The sequence below is a fragment of the Enterobacter sp. Ag1 genome, from assembly GCA_000277545.1.
In the GTDB taxonomy this organism is placed as follows: domain Bacteria; phylum Pseudomonadota; class Gammaproteobacteria; order Enterobacterales; family Enterobacteriaceae; genus Cedecea.
Genome location: AKXM01000031.1, coordinates 149,393 through 166,027, shown reverse-complemented (window position 1 = coordinate 166,027; position 16,635 = coordinate 149,393). Strand labels below are relative to the sequence as shown.

The 16,635-nt window shown below is 54.3% G+C and carries 13 protein-coding genes; 8 read left to right on the top strand and 5 right to left on the bottom strand.

What is annotated here, in order from left to right; all coding sequences use genetic code 11:
* Positions 1-11: 11 nt before the first annotated feature.
* From rlmD to eno, 5 genes are all read left to right on the top strand, one after another.
* Positions 12-1,325 carry a 23S rRNA (uracil(1939)-C(5))-methyltransferase RlmD gene (gene rlmD, locus A936_RS12785; RefSeq protein WP_008458389.1) on the top strand — a complete coding sequence of 438 codons (1,314 nt, stop codon included), beginning with the start codon at positions 12-14 and terminating at the stop codon, positions 1,323-1,325.
* A 51-nt stretch (positions 1,326-1,376) separates the two neighbouring features.
* Positions 1,377-3,608 carry a GTP diphosphokinase gene (gene relA, locus A936_RS12780; protein WP_008458386.1) on the top strand — a complete coding sequence of 744 codons (2,232 nt, stop codon included), beginning with the start codon at positions 1,377-1,379 and terminating at the stop codon, positions 3,606-3,608.
* A 100-nt stretch (positions 3,609-3,708) separates the two neighbouring features.
* Complete coding sequence (gene mazG, locus A936_RS12775; RefSeq protein WP_008458385.1) at positions 3,709-4,500, top strand: nucleoside triphosphate pyrophosphohydrolase; 792 nt, start codon at positions 3,709-3,711, stop codon at positions 4,498-4,500.
* 225 nt (positions 4,501-4,725) lie between these two features.
* Positions 4,726-6,363: a glutamine hydrolyzing CTP synthase gene (pyrG, locus tag A936_RS12770; protein WP_008458383.1), complete on the top strand. Its 1,638-nt coding sequence runs from the start codon at positions 4,726-4,728 to the stop codon at positions 6,361-6,363.
* A gap of 87 nt (positions 6,364-6,450) precedes the next feature.
* A complete protein-coding gene (gene eno, locus A936_RS12765; protein WP_008458382.1) occupies positions 6,451-7,755 on the top strand; it encodes a phosphopyruvate hydratase in 1,305 nt (434 codons plus the stop codon).
* 139 nt (positions 7,756-7,894) lie between these two features.
* Here the strand turns inward: eno and A936_RS12760 are convergent, their stop codons facing one another.
* Genes A936_RS12760 through A936_RS12750 form a run of 3 tightly spaced genes read right to left on the bottom strand, consistent with a single transcriptional unit; the run spans position 7,895 to position 10,184 of the window.
* Complete coding sequence (locus A936_RS12760; protein ID WP_008458380.1) at positions 7,895-9,007, bottom strand: M20 family metallopeptidase; 1,113 nt, start codon at positions 9,005-9,007, stop codon at positions 7,895-7,897.
* A gap of 3 nt (positions 9,008-9,010) precedes the next feature.
* Complete coding sequence (locus A936_RS12755; RefSeq protein ID WP_008458378.1) at positions 9,011-9,478, bottom strand: YjiG family protein; 468 nt, start codon at positions 9,476-9,478, stop codon at positions 9,011-9,013.
* On the bottom strand, positions 9,471-10,184 hold the full coding sequence (locus A936_RS12750) for a nucleoside recognition domain-containing protein (RefSeq protein ID WP_008458376.1): 714 nt from the start codon (positions 10,182-10,184) through the stop codon (positions 9,471-9,473). The genes A936_RS12755 and A936_RS12750 overlap by 8 nt, the downstream gene beginning before the upstream one ends.
* A gap of 261 nt (positions 10,185-10,445) precedes the next feature.
* Between A936_RS12750 and queE the strand changes: the two genes are divergently transcribed.
* Positions 10,446-11,117 carry a 7-carboxy-7-deazaguanine synthase QueE gene (queE, locus tag A936_RS12745; protein WP_008458374.1) on the top strand — a complete coding sequence of 224 codons (672 nt, stop codon included), beginning with the start codon at positions 10,446-10,448 and terminating at the stop codon, positions 11,115-11,117.
* A 45-nt stretch (positions 11,118-11,162) separates the two neighbouring features.
* Here queE and A936_RS12740 read toward each other — a convergent pair whose 3' ends face one another.
* Both A936_RS12740 and A936_RS12735 read right to left on the bottom strand, forming a co-directional pair.
* Positions 11,163-12,641 carry an FGGY-family carbohydrate kinase gene (locus tag A936_RS12740; protein ID WP_008458372.1) on the bottom strand — a complete coding sequence of 493 codons (1,479 nt, stop codon included), beginning with the start codon at positions 12,639-12,641 and terminating at the stop codon, positions 11,163-11,165.
* Between the two features lie 26 nt (positions 12,642-12,667).
* Positions 12,668-13,966 (bottom strand): MFS transporter, encoded by a 1,299-nt coding sequence (locus A936_RS12735; protein WP_034809055.1) that lies wholly within the window; start codon positions 13,964-13,966, stop codon positions 12,668-12,670.
* A 349-nt stretch (positions 13,967-14,315) separates the two neighbouring features.
* Between A936_RS12735 and A936_RS12730 the strand changes: the two genes are divergently transcribed.
* Complete coding sequence (locus tag A936_RS12730; RefSeq protein ID WP_008458368.1) at positions 14,316-15,101, top strand: SDR family oxidoreductase; 786 nt, start codon at positions 14,316-14,318, stop codon at positions 15,099-15,101.
* A gap of 70 nt (positions 15,102-15,171) precedes the next feature.
* Positions 15,172-16,626, top strand: a complete 1,455-nt coding sequence (locus tag A936_RS12725) for an FAD-binding oxidoreductase (RefSeq protein WP_008458367.1) — start codon at positions 15,172-15,174, stop codon at positions 16,624-16,626.
* Positions 16,627-16,635: the final 9 nt, after the last annotated feature.

Below are 16,635 nucleotides of genomic sequence, written 5' to 3'. Positions count from 1 at the left end.
CTACTTACATCATGGCGCAATTCTACTCTGCAAAGCGACGCGATACGAATCGTGAATTACTTACCGTGACCGTCACCGACCTCGATCCATTCGGTCAGGGCGTCGCGCGCCACAAAGGCAAAGCGCTCTTTATTCGTGGGGCACTGCCCGGCGAACAGGTTGAGGTTCGCATTACCGAAGATAAGCGTAGCTACGCTCAGGCTGAGGTAAAGCGCCGTTTAAACGACAGCCCGGAAAGGGTGAAGCCGCGTTGCCCGCATTTTGGGGTTTGCGGCGGCTGCCAGCAGCAGCACGCGAGCGTGGCGCTGCAGCAAGAGGCAAAATCAAAGGCGCTTGGGCGGATGATGGGCGAGCGCGAACAGCCTCGTCAGGTGGATGAAATTATTTCTGCCGGGGCATGGGGATACCGGCGTCGCGCGCGGCTGGGGTTGAATTATCTGCCCCGCACGCAAACCTTACAGATGGGTTTTCGTAAGGCGAGCGATAAAGCGCTGGTGGATATTCATCATTGCCCCGTCCTGGCGCCCCGGCTTGAAGCATTACTGAATCCTTTACGCCAGTGCTTGTCTGAATTAAGTATCGTGCACCGGTTAGGGCACGTGGAACTGGTTCTGGCCGACGGTGGGCCGCTGATGGTGCTGCGCCATTTGGCCCCGCTCAGCAAAGACGATCGGGAAAAACTGGAACAGTTTTCGCATTCCCATCAGGTGGCGTTATTCCTCGCCCCGGACAGCGACAGTCTGGAATCCCTGGCCGAGGAAGAGCCCTGGTATCATTCAGACGGGCTACGCTTAACCTTTAGTCCACGAGATTTCATCCAGGTTAACGACGCGGTGAATCAGCAAATGGTGGCGCGGGCGATCGAGTGGTTGGAGGTGCAGCCTGAGGATCGGGTGCTAGATTTGTTCTGCGGAATGGGGAATTTCACCCTGCCGTTGGCAAAACGAGCCACCGCGGTCGTGGGGGTCGAGGGCGTTGCTGCGCTGGTGGCGAAAGGTGAATATAATGCTCAGCGTAATGCGCTGAAAAACGTGACATTCTTCCATGAAAACCTGGAAGATGACGTGACGCGTCAGCCCTGGGCGCAACAAGGATTTACTAAAATATTGCTCGACCCGGCGCGTGCCGGTGCGGCGGGTGTTATGCAGCACGTCATCAAACTGGCGCCGAGCCGCGTGGTGTACGTTTCCTGCAACCCCACCACGCTTGCGCGCGACAGCGAAACGTTGCTGGCCGCCGGGTACCACATTAAACGACTGGCCATGCTCGATATGTTCCCCCACACCGGGCATCTGGAGTCTATGGCGCTCTTTGAGCGTAATTGAAAGGGTTAATCAGGCGTATTGGCCTGAGCGTTAGCCCAACAGGAGAGGATAATGGTTGCGGTAAGAAGTGCACATCTCAACAAAGCTGGCGAATTTGCGCCCGAAAAATGGATTGCAAGCCTCGGGATTTCCAACCAGCAATCGTGTGAACGCTTAGCCGAAACCTGGGCGTATTGTGAACGCCAGACCAAAGGTCATCCTGACGCTGAATTATTGCTGTGGCGCGGCGTGGAGATGGTCGAAATCCTCTCTATGCTGAGCATGGACAACGATACGCTGCGTGCCGCGCTGCTGTTCCCGCTGGCGGATGCTGGCGTAGTCAGTGAAGAAGTGATGCTGGAAAGCGTCGGCAAGCAGGTGGTGACGTTGATTCACGGCGTGCGCGACATGGACGCGATCCGCCACCTGAAAGCGACCCATAACGACTCCGTTTCTTCCGACCAGGTGGATAACGTTCGCCGCATGCTGCTGGCGATGGTGGATGATTTCCGCTGCGTGGTCATCAAGCTTGCGGAACGTATCGCCCATCTGCGTGAAGTGAAAGATGCGCCGGAAGATGAGCGCGTACTGGCGGCCAAAGAATGTACCAACATTTACGCCCCGCTGGCGAACCGCCTTGGTATTGGCCAGCTCAAATGGGAGCTGGAAGATTACTGTTTCCGCTACCTGCACCCGGAAGAATATAAGCGTATCGCGAAGCTGCTGCACGAACGCCGGATCGATCGCGAGCAGTACATCGACGACTTTGTCGGCACATTACGTTCTTCGATGAAAGAAGAGGGCGTAAAGGCTGAAGTTTATGGCCGACCAAAACACATCTACAGCATCTGGCGCAAAATGCAGAAAAAGCACCTCGCGTTTGACGAGCTGTTTGACGTGCGTGCGGTGCGTATCGTCGCCGAGCGCCTGCAGGATTGCTACGCGGCGCTGGGGATAGTGCATACTCACTTCCGCCATTTGCCGGATGAGTTTGACGACTATGTCGCAAACCCTAAACCGAACGGCTACCAGTCTATTCATACCGTGGTGCTTGGTCCGAACGGCAAAACCATAGAGATTCAGATCCGCACCAAGCAGATGCATGAAGAGTCTGAGCTGGGCGTGGCCGCGCACTGGAAGTACAAAGAAGGCAATGCGCGCAGCGGCAGTTCCGGCCATGAAGACCGCATTGCGTGGCTGCGTAAGCTTATCGCCTGGCAGGAAGAGATGTCCGACTCGGGCGAAATGCTTGACGAAGTCCGCAGCCAGGTCTTTGACGACCGCGTGTATGTGTTTACGCCGAAAGGGGACGTGGTTGACCTGCCTGCTGGCTCGACGCCGCTGGACTTTGCCTACCATATTCACAGTGATGTCGGGCACCGCTGCATCGGGGCGAAAATTGGCGGGCGCATCGTGCCGTTTACCTATCAGCTGCAAATGGGTGACCAGATCGAGGTCATCACCCAGAAGCAGCCGAACCCTAGCCGCGACTGGCTGAACCCTAACCTCGGGTACATCACTACCAGCCGCGGGCGTGCGAAGATCCACAACTGGTTCCGCAAACAGGACCGGGACAAGAACATTCTTGCCGGACGCCAGATCCTGGACGACGAAATTGAGCATCTGGGCATCAGCCTGAAGGAAGCAGAGAAAACGCTGCTGCCGCGCTACAACTTCAACGAAATTGAAGAGCTGCTGGCGGCCATCGGCGGGGGCGACATCCGCCTCAACCAGATGAGCAACTACCTGCAGGCGCAGTTTAATAAGCCAAGCGCCGAGGAGCAGGATGCCGCCGCGCTACGTCAGCTGACGCAAAAAAGCTATTCGCCGCCGCAGTCGCGCAGTAAAGACAATGGTCGTGTGGTCGTTGAGGGCGTAGGGAATCTGATGCACCATATCGCCCGCTGCTGCCAGCCGATTCCGGGGGATGAAATCGTCGGCTTTATTACCCAGGGGCGCGGGATCTCGATTCACCGTGCCGACTGTGACCAGTTGGCCGAGCTGCAATCCCACGCGCCGGAACGTATCGTCGATGCCGTTTGGGGGGAAAGCTACTCCAGCGGTTATTCGCTGGTGGTGCGCGTCACGGCGAACGACCGCAGCGGCCTGCTTCGCGACATCACCACGATTCTGGCGAACGAAAAGGTCAACGTGCTTGGCGTGGCCAGCCGCAGTGACACGAAACAGCAGCTTGCCACCATCGATATGACTATCGAGATCTATAACCTGCAGGTGCTTGGCCGCGTGCTGGGCAAACTCAACCAGGTGCCGGACATTATCGATGCCCGCAGGCTGCACGGCTAATTGATTGCCCCTCGCCCCTAAGAACAATTCTACTCGATCCAGCCCCCTTTCCCTTTTAGGGGGAGGGGGCTAGTGAGGGTAAAAAAAACAAGGAATTACAATGACTCAAATCGACCGCCTGCTCGGGATCATGCAGCGTCTGCGTGACCCTGAAAACGGCTGCCCGTGGGATCGCGAGCAAACCTTTGCCACCATCGCACCTTACACGCTCGAAGAAACCTATGAAGTGCTCGACGCCATTAATCGTGAAGATTTTGACGACCTGCGCGGCGAGCTGGGTGACCTGCTGTTCCAGGTGGTGTTTTACGCCCAGATGGGGCAGGAAGAAGGGCGCTTTAATTTTGAAGATATCTGCCAGGAGATTGGCGACAAGCTCGAGCGCCGCCACCCGCATATCTTTGCTGACGGCGACGCCGCGACCAGCGGTGAAGTGCTGGCGAAGTGGGAGCAAATCAAAATTGAAGAGCGCGCGCAGAAGGCACAACACTCGGCGCTGGACGACATCCCAGAGGCGCTGCCCGCGTTGATGCGAGCGCAAAAAATCCAGAAACGCTGTTCAAACGTCGGCTTTGACTGGAAGACGCTTGGCCCGGTGCTGGATAAAGTGCACGAAGAGATCGACGAAGTCATGTTTGAAGCCCAGCAGGCCGTGGTCGACGAGGCAAAGCTGGAAGAAGAAGTGGGTGATTTATTGTTCGCCACCGTCAATCTGGCCCGCCATTTGGGCACCAAGGCTGAGGTGGCGTTACAAAAAGCTAACCGAAAATTCGAGGCTCGTTTCCGAAAAGTGGAGGCGATTGTCGCCGCTCAGGGGTTAACCATGGAGCAGGCCGGGCTGGAAATTATGGAAAAAGCCTGGCAAGAAGTGAAACGCCAGGAAACTGAAATCTAAAGCGTTTTTGCTATCAGCTGCACTTTTTAGCGCTTTTTATTTAACAAGCGATTGATTTGCGTCAAAAACATTTCTCACGGAAGGGCTATTTTCTTAGCCTGACTGTGGGGCCGGATTGATTTCCGGGGAACAGAATGAATGTTTGTGGCGCCCATGCTGTTCGGGTATACTACTTTCCCGTCCTGGTTATTCCATCGTCTTTAAACCTAACTTCTCAGGTTCAGCATGACAACGAACTATATTTTTGTGACCGGCGGGGTCGTTTCCTCTCTGGGTAAAGGCATTGCCGCAGCCTCCCTCGCAGCTATTCTTGAAGCCCGTGGCCTCAACGTATCCATCATGAAACTCGATCCGTACATCAACGTCGATCCGGGTACCATGAGCCCTATTCAACATGGGGAAGTGTTCGTTACCGAAGACGGCGCTGAAACCGACCTGGATCTGGGTCACTACGAGCGTTTCATCCGTAACAAGATGAGCCGCCGCAACAACTTCACCACTGGCCGTATCTACTCTGACGTCCTGCGTAAAGAACGCCGTGGTGACTATCTTGGCGCGACCGTGCAGGTTATCCCGCACATCACCAACGCCATTAAAGAACGTATTCTGGAAGGCGGCGAAGGCCACGACGTGGTGCTGGTTGAAATCGGCGGCACCGTCGGTGACATCGAATCCCTGCCGTTCCTTGAAGCGATTCGCCAGATGGCGGTAGAAGTGGGCCGTGAGCACACGCTCTACATGCATCTGACGCTGGTGCCTTACATGGCCGCAGCCGGTGAAGTGAAAACCAAGCCGACTCAGCACTCCGTAAAAGAACTGCTTTCCATTGGTATCCAGCCAGACGTGCTGATCTGCCGTTCTGACCGCGTTGTACCGGCCAACGAACGTGCGAAGATTGCATTGTTCTGTAACGTTCCAGAGAAAGCGGTAATCTCTCTGAAAGACGTCGATTCTATCTATAAAATTCCAGGCCTGTTGAAATCCCAGGGGCTGGACGATTATATTTGTAAACGATTCAGCTTGAACGCGCCGGAAGCCAATCTGGCAGAATGGGAACAGGTTATCTATGAAGAAGCCAACCCAACGGGCGAAATCACTATCGGTATGGTCGGCAAGTACATTGAACTGCCGGATGCCTATAAGTCGGTGATTGAAGCGCTGAAACACGGCGGGCTGAAAAACCGTTTGACCGTGAACATCAAGCTGATTGATTCACAGGATGTTGAAACCCGTGGCGTTGAGCTGCTGAAAGGTCTGGATGCGATTCTGATCCCTGGCGGCTTCGGCTACCGCGGCGTTGAAGGCAAGATTGCCACCGCGCGCTATGCCCGTGAAAACAACATCCCGTACCTCGGCATTTGCCTGGGTATGCAGGTTGCGCTTATCGAGTTCGCCCGTAACGTGGCGGGCATGGATAACGCCAACTCCACTGAATTTGTGCCAGACTGTAAGTACCCTGTGGTGGCGTTGATCACCGAGTGGCGCGATGAAGAAGGCAATGTTGAAGTGCGCAGCGAGAAGAGCGATCTGGGCGGCACCATGCGCCTCGGCGGCCAGCAGTGCCAGCTGACCGACGGTAGCCTGGTTCGCCAGATGTACGGTGAGCCAACTATTGTTGAACGCCATCGCCATCGCTACGAAGTCAACAACATGCTGCTGAAACCGATTGAAGCAGCTGGTTTACGTGTTGCAGGTCGTTCCGGTGATGACCAACTGGTGGAAATCATCGAGGTGCCAAATCATCCATGGTTTGTTGCCTGCCAGTTCCACCCGGAATTCACTTCGACTCCGCGTGACGGGCACCCACTGTTTGCAGGCTTCGTGAAAGCCGCCGGTGAGTACCAGAAACGCCAGGCGAAGTAAGCAGAGTTAGAACGGCAACGCGCGACATTTTCGCGCGTTGTTTGTCTGGAGTTTTAGTTTAACGTTGTGACTTGAGGAAAACCTACTATGTCCAAAATTGTGAAAGTGATCGGTCGTGAAATCATCGACTCCCGCGGTAACCCGACTGTTGAAGCCGAAGTTCACCTGGAAGGCGGTTTCGTTGGTCTGGCAGCTGCACCATCAGGTGCTTCTACCGGTTCCCGTGAAGCTCTGGAACTGCGCGATGGCGACAAATCTCGTTTCATGGGTAAAGGCGTACTGAAAGCTGTTGCTGCGGTTAACGGCCCGATCGCTGAAGCTGTGCTTGGCAAAGATGCTAAAGACCAGGCTAACATCGATAAGATCATGATCGATCTGGATGGCACCGAGAACAAATCCAAGTTTGGCGCAAACGCCATTCTGGCTGTTTCCCTGGCTGCGGCTAAAGCTGCTGCTGCCTCTAAAGGCCTGCCGCTTTACGCTCACATCGCTGAACTGAACGGCACCCCAGGCAAATTCTCTATGCCTCTGCCAATGATGAACATCATCAACGGCGGCGAGCACGCTGACAACAACGTTGATATCCAGGAATTCATGATTCAGCCTGTTGGCGCGAAAACTCTGAAAGAAGCGGTACGTATCGGTTCTGAAGTGTTCCACAACCTGGCAAAAGTGCTGAAGTCCAAAGGCATGAACACTGCTGTGGGTGACGAAGGTGGCTACGCGCCTAACCTGGGTTCCAACGCAGAAGCGCTGGCTGTTATCGCTGAAGCGGTTAAAGCAGCAGGCTACGAGCTGGGCAAAGATGTTACCCTGGCAATGGACTGTGCAGCGTCTGAGTTCTATAAAGACGGCAAATACGTTCTGGCTGGCGAAGGCAACAAAGCGTTCACCTCTGAAGAGTTCACTCACTTCCTGGAAAACCTGACCAAAGATTACCCAATCGTTTCTATCGAAGACGGTCTGGACGAATCTGACTGGGCTGGTTTCGCATACCAGACCAAAGTGCTGGGCGACAAAATCCAGCTGGTTGGTGACGATCTGTTCGTAACCAACACCAAGATCCTGAAAGAAGGTATCGAAAAAGGCATCGTTAACTCCATCCTGATCAAATTCAACCAGATCGGTTCCCTGACCGAAACTCTGGCTGCGATCAAAATGGCGAAAGATGCTGGCTACACTGCGGTTATCTCTCACCGTTCTGGCGAAACCGAAGATGCGACCATCGCTGACCTGGCTGTGGGCACCGCTGCTGGCCAGATCAAAACCGGTTCTATGAGCCGTTCTGACCGTGTTGCTAAGTACAACCAGTTGATTCGTATCGAAGAAGCTCTGGCTGCACAGGGCACCCCAGCACCGTTCAACGGTCTGAAAGAAGTTAAAGGTCAGTAAGTTCTTACTGCTGCTTTAGACTTTGAAAAACCCGCTTCGGCGGGTTTTTTTTCGTCTTTGGTTTTTACGAAATGAACAAGGCCGGGATCTTACCGGCCTTCAGGCTGATGACAAACCTCATGCGGATAAAATTCTGCTTTTACAGCGAACGGATCACTTCGCGCAGCAGACGGACCCGAGGCTCGATACTGTTCAGCTCCAGATATTCGGAAGGGGAATGGAAACCCGCGCCGACAGGGCCAAACCCGTCCAGGGAAGGTACGCCCAGGGCCGCCGTGTGGTTGGCGTCTGAGCCGCCGCCCACCGCCTGCCAGCGAACTTCCACGTCGACAGCCTGACCGGCTTTTTCCACCAGCTTCATCAGCTTTTCCGTTTCAGCAGAAGGGGACATCGCGGGCGTTTGTGCCTGCTGTTCGACGATGGTTAACACATCAGGCTCGAACTGGCGGTGGCGGAACGACTTAACGGCCTCGTTAACCCGCAGATATTCGTCGTTATCATTGAAGCGGAGATCGACAATCATCTCCGCGCGATCCGCCACGATATTCGCCCCAACGCCGCCGGAAATCACGCCGGTGTTCAACGTGGTACCCTTCGTCATATCGGCCAGATCGCTGATTGCCAGCACCGCGTGGGCGAGCGCTTTCACCGCAGAACGGCCTTTTTCCGGATCGTTGCCCGCATGGGCGGCTACGCCTTTAAAAGTCAGGCGGTAACGGGCCATGCCTTTTCTGGCTTTCACCAGAGAGCCGTCGGCTCTTGCCGCCTCGCATACCAGCACGCAGCGGCTGCGTTTTGCTATGCCGCCTATCCATTCGTATGAATGGGCTGAACCCGTTTCTTCGTCCGGGTTCATGGCCACGGCGATAGCTAACCGATCAAGATCGGCTTTGTCCAGGCCGCGTAGAGCCCAAAGAATAGATAACAACCCGCTTTTCATGTCTGACACGCCTGGTCCATAGGCGCGGTCGCCTTCAATGCTGAAAGGGCGCTCTGAGACGGTTCCCGGCGGGAAGACGGTATCCATATGCCCCACCAGCAAAACGTCGTACTGTGTGGCGTCAGGCTTATTCGTGGCGAACAAGCCCGGCCCTACTTTGTTCCCCAGGTCGACGCTGTCGCAGTGCCAGTTTTCTGACAGATACCATTGCTGAAAGATACGGCTGACTTCTTCCACGCCCGCAACGGTGGCGGTGCCGCAGTCGATATTCACGACGCTTTTTAACTCTTGAAGATACTTTTTCAGATCCATGGGTTACTCCAAAATAAGCACGCGCATGATCAGCATGGCGCAAAATGCGTTGAGTACGGAAAGGGCTATCATCAGAGGAATGCGTTTCGCCGGAATACCGACCACGCCGAGGATACGCCCGGCGTACTGCACCTGAGAGCCCATCAAATAGATGGCCGGTGCGAGAATCGCCAGGTGTTCGCCGCTGAGAATGCCTCTTTCAAACAGGCTGATAGCGACGCCTACGCCGCCGCCCATCGACATCCAGCCGCCGATGAGCACCGCTGCGGCTTCACCGGGCAGTCCAAAGAGTTTCATTACCGGGCCAAACAGCCACGCCATGCCCTGCAGCGCGCCCGTCAGCTCAAGCGCATAGATAATAATGAATGCCATCAACACGTTAGGTAGCGTACTGGTTGTGGCGATGGTCCAGCCTTTGCGCGCGCCGGCAACAAAGACATCGGTGATCATCGGTTTTGCTGCATCAGCCATGTTGCGCCTCCGTTTTTGTTTTCCGTTCTGTGACGTTCAGGATCAGGCGCATCATGTTTGCCCCTACGATTTTCATCATGAACATCACGGCGACGCACATGCCGATAGAGCTTGGCACGGCCTGGCTGCCGTCAACGGCGATCAGCGTGAAGAGCACGGCCCCGGAAGAGAAAAAGTTGGTGATCATGGCGCCAGCGGAAAACTGGAACATAGTGAACACGGTTTTTTCTTTTTCGGTAATCTGGCCTTCATCGGCAAGCACGCGGGTGAGTGACGCGCCAACGTCGGTACTCTGCAGGCTGCCGATTAGCGCAAGGCCCGTGGCACCGGGCACGCCCATCAGGGGACGAAGGAGAGGGGTCAGCAGTTTTCTTGCGGCCCGCAGTGCGCCGTAGTGTTCCAGCACGTTAATCATGCCCAGCGCAAACATCACGGCGGGAATCAGGCCGAAAGCGAAGAGAAAACCGTCCATTGCGCCATACCCGCCGTTGCCGCGGAAGGCGCTTTTGGCAACATCCAGCGATTCTCCGGCCGGGTTAACGCCGCTGACCACTTTGCCAAAGGCGCCGTTTAGCGTGGTGAAGTCAAACACCCCGTACCAGTTTTTTCCGCCTAACAGGCCAGAAAAAAAGACCATCGCAAACAGCAGGCTAAACCAGGCGGCGGGCCCAACTCTTTGTTGTCCGGGAACAGAAGAATCATCCATTTATCATTTCCTTATGTAATTTAAGGGGAAAGCCAGAGGGATGCTAGAAGTTAGCAATACGTGCTGTTATGACGACGATCAACATGAGGAACGAACGTTTAATCACCATAAGAAAGTTGAGAACTGGCACACAGTAACCGTGAGAATAGAGAATGTTTGCGCGGCATGGGCATCAGGTATCGCCGTGGTGCAGCCGCTTTCGCATGATCTCCATCGCCAGTTCTGCGATAATTACTTTTTGTGACTATGACTGAGATGATTATGCAGTACCCGATTAACGAGATGTTCCAGACCCTGCAAGGGGAAGGCTATTTTACCGGCGTGCCCGCCATTTTTATTCGCCTGCAGGGTTGCCCGGTAGGCTGCGCCTGGTGCGATACCAAACATACCTGGGATAAGCTCGCGGATCGTGAAGTGTCGCTGTTCAGCATCCTGGCCAAAACTAAAGAAAGCGATAAATGGGGCGCGGCAAGCGCCGAAGATCTACTTACCGTGATTGGCCGCCAGGGCTATACCGCGAGGCATGTGGTGATTACCGGCGGTGAGCCGTGCATTCACGACCTCACGCCGCTGACAGATTTGCTCGAGAAAAACGGGTTTAGCTGCCAGATAGAAACCAGCGGCACGCATGAAGTGCGCTGCACGGCAAATACCTGGGTGACGGTTTCCCCGAAGGTGAACATGCGCGGCGGGTACGACATTCTCTCCCAGGCGCTGGAGCGCGCGGATGAAATTAAGCACCCGGTTGGGCGTATGCGTGACGTCGAAGCGCTGGACGAACTGCTGGCTACGTTGACGGATGAGAAAAGCCGCATCATCGCGTTGCAGCCTATTAGCCAAAAAGAGGACGCGACGCGTCTGTGCATCGAAACCTGCATCGCGCGCAACTGGCGCCTGTCGATGCAGACGCACAAGTATTTGAATATTGCCTGATGAGCAAAGCCGGGTGTAGCCATCACACCCGGCGTAAACCGTGAGTTAAGCGTTGGACCAGCTTTGAATCGAGTCCGTGTTATCTAACTCGCCGTGCATCACCTGATACGATTTTTTCAGAATCACGTCAGTGTGCTGCGTTAACTCCCTGAAAATGCCTTTGTTTAGCGCCTCATAGCGTTTAGCGTTGCTTTCAACGGGCATAAACACGTCTTTGACCCGCACCATTTTTTCGACGGCGGTTTCATAGCTGGTATACAGCCCCAGCCCGACGGCGGTGTTGATTGCCGCTCCCAGACTTGCGCAGCCGTTGATCGCGTTACGCCTGACCGGCAGGTTAAACACGTCGGCAAAGATCTGCATAAACAGGTCGCTGTTGGAGCCGCCGCCAGTGATGATCACATGTTTGGCAAAGTGGTCCATCTCATGGCACATATTGTCGTAGTTGTTTTTCAGCGTCAGGGCGATGCTTTCGAGTATCGAGCGGTAAATCCACGCGTAGTCCATGCTGGAATCAAAACCTATCATGATCCCACGCTTAAACGGTTCCCAGGGATTGGTCAGCCAGTCCAGCACGGTCATTAAGCCGTTACAGCCCGGCGGCACCAGCGCGGCTTTCTTGTTCAATAACCCTTCCGGGGAAAGATTCTGCGCTTTGGCATCCTGAATCAACGACTCGCCCAGCATGTCCCGCAGCCAGCTTACCGTCCACATTCCTTTGCGGATGCCGTAGCCCTCATACAACAGCGTTTCAGGCACAGACGACATAATGGGCCAGTAGGCCACGGGGGCTTTTGGCAGCGCTTTGCCGTTCATCATCAGCGCGATATAGGTGCCGAGAGAAATCACCGCCGTTTCATCATCCAGCAGCCCGGCCCCAAGCGCTTCAACCGGCTTATCGCTGGTGGTACAAACGACCGGTAATCCGGCCGGGAAGCCCGTAGCCTTCGCTGCGTTTTCTGTGAGATGGCCAATGACCGTACCCGGCATCTGAACATCAAACAGCATGGTGCGTGGAATATTAAATTTCTTCAGCACTTCGCCGTCGTCGCTCCATGACCACGTTTTGTAGTCCACCGGCCACTGGCCAAAATAGTTGGCGATATTGTCTTTGAACTCGCCGGTTAAGCGATGGGACAGGTAACCCGAGAATGAAGTCACCCAGGCCACATCAGGATTTGTGTGCTCGTAGGGGCGGGTGACGCGGGCATCCTGCCAGCTGATCAGCGGCGCAGCTGGGGTGCCGTCGGCCTTTAATAAGGCGCGACAGCAGCGTATGGAGCCGAGGCCAATCCCAACTATCGCACTTATGTCTCCTGTGAAGTGACTCATTAAATCCTGCCCGGCGCGGCACAGCGAGTCCCACAGATCGTCGTCAGGGTGTTCGGCGGTATCCGCGTCCGGCGTGTACATCGGCTGCAGCTGCCCCTTGCCTTCGCAGACGATATTACCTGCCAGATCGTACATCACGACTTTTGTACTCTGGCTTCCACCATCAATCCCAATGATGTATTGCTTCGACATTGCCTTTCTCCTTCAATTTTCCCTCATCACTCGCCCGTTGCGGCCAGCGATGCCAATTTTTCCTGTGCGATGTCGGCGGCGCGAATTTTGCGAATCAGCAAAAAGGCAAACACGATGACCATGCACAGTGCGGCTAATCCCATCAGCCACATGTTGCGGTAGGCTTCTTCTGCGGGCAGGGTGTCCTGCCAGTGGCCGACAAGCGGGTATACGAATACGTCCGGCAAGAAGCCGATGACCGAACAGATACCCACGGTGGTTCCCATAATATAGGGCGGCGTTCTCGCTTCGCCGGGGCAGGCCCAGTACAACCCGCGTGAGGCGTAACAGGTGAACCCCAGCAGTAAAATAAGCCCAATGCCCATCGCAACGGACTGAGGATTGGCGTTGGTCGCCAGCAGCGCTATTAGTGCGACTGCGCCAACAATAGAGAGCAACTGCACCACGCGAGTGGGAGATTTAATTCTGCTGTAGGTCGTAATAATGCCGCCCAGCGGGCCGCAAAAGGCGCGGAAGATTTTATTGATCACGATGCCCATGTAGCTGGCGGCCACCAGCGACATGCCGTACATCTCGGTCAGATAGTTGGTGGAATAGCTCAGGATGGCATAAATGGTGTAAACCCCGAAGATCACCATACTGCAGTACCAGGTGGTACTTATCCGTAAAACGGACAGAATATCTTTGAGCTGGAAGGCCGGTTTTTTGGCTGCCTGAGCACCTTCTGTGCGGCCGGTAAAGCCGTCGCTGACAAAGAACCAACACAGCACGCCAAGCGCAATATAAACGCCGCTGTAGATAAGAATAACGGCTTTAAGGCTGTTGGCATCTTCCGGCGCAAAGCGCGAAAACACCCACATGGTGAATACCGCCAGCGCCATCACGCCGACGCCGCGCAGGCCTTCCATCCAGCCCATGATTTTTCCCTGCTCGCTATGATCCCCCAGCAGGGAAGCCGCCTTAATGGAGACCGACCACAGCATCAGAATGGTGGTCACGGCGAAGGCGACCTGAATGACGATCATTACCCACAGCGGCGGATAGAAAGCCATCACAATCCCCAACAGGCCGGTGGCAATCATCGCCAGCGTCATCATTACGCGGTGAGAGAATTTATCAGCAATAATTCCACTCGGCGCATAAAGGATAATTGCGGTTATTCCGAATGTACTCATAATTAAGCCTATTTCGGTATTGCTAAACCCCATAAATTTTGCCATGGGGATTTGGTAAATATACCTTAAATAAGCAAGGTCAAAACTTACACCACCACTGATACTTATTATTGCCAGCGTTAGCCAGCGGCGAAAATTTGAATCACGCATGGTGTGCTCTCAGTAATCAGGATTGTTAAAGACAAAAAAAAGAGAAAAGTAACCAATCCCCTTTTAAGGGCTGATTACTTTTCTCATGGGCTCTAGTAATTGCGGAGATTATTAACATGCAGCGTGTTTTTTTAGTGTGAGAAATATCACGATATTGGTTTTCACGGCGAATAATTTAGCGATAGAACCCTCTTGTTAATGAGTTGTGATGTTGATCACACAACATGCCCCCACCGCTGTGATACTTATTTTAGCCAGTTACTAGAGATGATGAGAAAAGTAACTTCCCTTTCGGGGGGAGCTTGCTTTTCTCATTTTTTTTGCGTTTAAAAAATTTAAGGAGTTCATCATGTCGCTCAGCGCACTCAACGAATTCTCACTGGACTTCTTCTCGCTCAAGGGGAAGACGGCGATTGTCACCGGCGGTAACAGCGGGCTGGGGCAGGCCTTCGCCATGGCGCTGGCTAAGGCTGGCGCGAATGTGTTTATTCCAACGGTGGTGGAAGAGAAAGGCGAAACGCGTCAACTAATTGAACAACAAGGCGTAAAAGTGGCGTTTATGACCGTGGATATCACGGAGAAAGGTGCCCCGGCTCAGGTCATCGCCCAGTGCCTGGAAACCTTTGGTTCGGTGGATATTCTGGTCAACAACGCCGGGATCTGTAAGCTCAACAAGGTGCTGGATTTCGGCCGCGCCGACTGGGACCCGATGATCAACATTAACCTGACCGCGGCGTTCGAATTAAGTCACGAGGCGGCCAAAGTGATGATCCCGCAAAAGCACGGAAAAATTATTAATATCTGTTCGCTATTTTCTTATCTTGGCGGCCAGTGGTCTCCGGCTTATTCCGCCACAAAACACGCGCTGGCCGGTTTAACGAAAGCGTATTGCGATGAATTAGGCCAATATAATATTCAGGTGAACGGTATTGCGCCTGGTTATTATGCCACCGATATTACTACCGAAACGCGTAAAAACCCGGAAACCAACAAGCGCGTACTGGATCATATTCCAGCCAACCGCTGGGGTGAAACGCAGGATCTTATGGGGGCAATGGTTTATTTATCCAGCCGTGCTTCAGATTATGTTAATGGCCATTTGTTAGTCGTTGATGGTGGTTATTTAGTCAGGTAGTTTTCGCAGGGTGGTTCCTGCTTTCTCTTATTTATATCCGTATTCCCTTATTTGTCAGGAAGGAGTTGTCATGTCTTTATCTCGCGAAGCAATTGTGGATCAATTAAAAGAAATCGTTGGTCCACAGCAGGTTATTACCGATGAAAAAGTATTACAGAAAAACAGTATCGACCGGTTCAGAAAATATGCGGATATTCATGGCGTGTACACTCAGCCGCTGCCGGCCGCGGTAGTGAAACTGCAGAACACTGAGCAAGTCTCCAGCGTACTGGCGTTTCTCAACAGCAACCACATCACCTGTATCCCGCGAACCGGCGCTTCCGCAACGGAAGGCGGCCTGGAAGCGGTGGTGAAAAACTCCGTGGTGCTGGATGGCTCGGGGCTGAACAAGATTGTCGATATCGACATTGAAAACATGCAGGCCACCGCCCAGTGCGGCGTGCCGCTGGAAGTGCTGGAAGACGCCCTGCGTGAAAAAGGCTACACCACCGGCCACTCGCCGCAGTCCAAACCGCTGGCACAAATGGGCGGCCTTGTGGCAACCCGCAGCATCGGCCAGTTCTCAACCCTGTACGGGGCGATTGAGGACATGGTGGTTGGTCTGGAAGCCGTGTTCCCGGACGGCAGCATCACGCGCATTAAAAACGTGCCGCGCCGTGCCGCTGGCCCGGACATTCGCCACGTGATCATCGGCAACGAAGGGGCGCTCTGCTACATCACCGAAGTAACGGTAAAAATCTTCAAGTACATGCCGGAAAACAACCTGTTCTACGGCTACATCCTCGACAACATGAAGACCGGGTTCAACATCCTGCGTGAAGTGATGGTGGAAGGCTACCGTCCGTCGATTGCCCGCCTGTATGACGCCGAAGATGGCACCCAGCACTTCACCCATTTTGCCGACGGCAAATGCGTGCTGATCTTTATGGCAGAAGGCTCTAAGCGCCTGGCTGAAGCGACCGGCGCGGGCATCGAAGAAATTGTTGCCCGCCACCCGGAATGCAAGAAAGTGGACAGCAAGCTCATCGAAACCTGGTTCAACAACCTGAACTGGGGGCCAGATAAAGTGGCCGCCGAACGTGTGCAGATCCTGAAAACCGGCAACATGGGCTTTACCACGGAAGTTTCTGGCAGCTGGAGCTGCATTAATGAGATTTACCACAATGTGATCGAGCGCATTCGCAACGAGTTCCCACATGCGGGTGATATCACTATGCTGGGCGGCCACTCTTCCCACAGCTACATCAACGGCACCAACATGTACTTTGTGTACGACTACAACGTGGTGGGCTGCAAGCCGGAAGAGGAGATCGACAAGTACCACAACCCGCTGAACAAAATCATCGTGGAAGAGACGATTCGCCTCGGCGGCTCGATGGTGCACCACCACGGGATCGGCAAGCACCGCGTGCACTGGTCCAGGCTGGAGCACGGCACCGCCTGGCCAATCATGCAGGGCCTGAAAGATCAGTACGATCCGAACGGCATCATGAACACCGGCACGATTTGGCCGATTGAAAAATAATCGCACATA

Bases quoted from the DNA above. Each gene is read 5' to 3' on its own strand.
- rlmD (WP_008458389.1), top strand. From the start codon at position 12: ATGGCGCAATTCTACTCTGCAAAGCGACGCGATACGAATCGTGAATTA.
- relA (WP_008458386.1), top strand. From the start codon at position 1,377: ATGGTTGCGGTAAGAAGTGCACATCTCAACAAAGCTGGCGAATTTGCG.
- mazG (WP_008458385.1), top strand. From the start codon at position 3,709: ATGACTCAAATCGACCGCCTGCTCGGGATCATGCAGCGTCTGCGTGAC.
- pyrG (WP_008458383.1), top strand. From the start codon at position 4,726: ATGACAACGAACTATATTTTTGTGACCGGCGGGGTCGTTTCCTCTCTG.
- eno (WP_008458382.1), top strand. From the start codon at position 6,451: ATGTCCAAAATTGTGAAAGTGATCGGTCGTGAAATCATCGACTCCCGC.
- A936_RS12760 (WP_008458380.1), bottom strand. From the start codon at position 9,007: ATGGATCTGAAAAAGTATCTTCAAGAGTTAAAAAGCGTCGTGAATATC.
- A936_RS12755 (WP_008458378.1), bottom strand. From the start codon at position 9,478: ATGGCTGATGCAGCAAAACCGATGATCACCGATGTCTTTGTTGCCGGC.
- A936_RS12750 (WP_008458376.1), bottom strand. From the start codon at position 10,184: ATGGATGATTCTTCTGTTCCCGGACAACAAAGAGTTGGGCCCGCCGCC.
- queE (WP_008458374.1), top strand. From the start codon at position 10,446: ATGCAGTACCCGATTAACGAGATGTTCCAGACCCTGCAAGGGGAAGGC.
- A936_RS12740 (WP_008458372.1), bottom strand. From the start codon at position 12,641: ATGTCGAAGCAATACATCATTGGGATTGATGGTGGAAGCCAGAGTACA.
- A936_RS12735 (WP_034809055.1), bottom strand. From the start codon at position 13,966: ATGCGTGATTCAAATTTTCGCCGCTGGCTAACGCTGGCAATAATAAGT.
- A936_RS12730 (WP_008458368.1), top strand. From the start codon at position 14,316: ATGTCGCTCAGCGCACTCAACGAATTCTCACTGGACTTCTTCTCGCTC.
- A936_RS12725 (WP_008458367.1), top strand. From the start codon at position 15,172: ATGTCTTTATCTCGCGAAGCAATTGTGGATCAATTAAAAGAAATCGTT.